General features: G+C 39.2%; 1 protein-coding gene. It reads left to right on the top strand.

The genetic code is table 11. The annotated features are described in order from the left end of the window. Window positions 1-791: hypothetical protein (locus GVN22_RS27465; RefSeq protein ID WP_166554178.1), on the top strand; the 791-nt coding region annotated here is incomplete at both ends.

Genomic DNA, 791 nt, shown 5'->3' with positions numbered 1-791 from the left:
ATGTTTTTTGTAAAATGGGTCATTCAAAAGATTGCTGAAATAACCAATACTACAATTACAGGTGACTTTTTAGATCACCCAGCCTACAGCAAATTGATTCTGTTTAACCTTCGAGCCATGGACGGTGCTAGTACTGTCACGGTAAACCAGCATTTACCGGAACTGACTGTGGAGCAGTTCTTTCTTGAGCTTCGAAAGCTGCCTAATCTCAAGTTTAACTTTAACCCAGTACAAAAATCTTTAGAAATCAATTTTTGGGAAGATGATTTGCAACAACCAGCCATAGTGGACTGGAGCGATAAAGGATTGATTGGAGAAATAAAAGTGCCAGAACCCAATACAAGAATCCAACTAGGTTACAAATTAGACTCAGCGGATGCCCTAACCAAAGATAAACCCGTAGAGCTCAGTGACTATATTACTCCAGAGTATAGTGGACAAATGTACAGTGGCGTTGCCAAAGTTATATCAGAGTTTTCGACAACCCTGGTCAATGCAGAAACGGGTTTAGCTGAAGTACGCCAAGAAGGTGTAACCGAGCAATTTGCCCAGCTCACAAAAAAGGTATCTCCCAAAATATTATTTTGGCATGGGCTAGAAAACGGATATCCAAAAGCTTTACCAAATTTGGGTAATTATAGTTTGTATTGGAATGACCCAACAGGACTAAAAGCAAATCACTGGTCAAAGCTTGAGCAGATGCGTGCTAACCAATTTTACCTCAAGAAAGAGTTGATATTAAACGAAGTGGATTTGGCAAAACTAGACTTTTCAAAAAAGGTCTATTTGAA

It is taken from the genome of Cellulophaga sp. BC115SP (assembly GCF_009905545.1).
Taxonomy (GTDB): Bacteria; Bacteroidota; Bacteroidia; order Cytophagales; family Spirosomataceae; genus Flectobacillus; species Flectobacillus rivi.
This window is presented reverse-complemented; position numbering and strand designations above follow the sequence as displayed.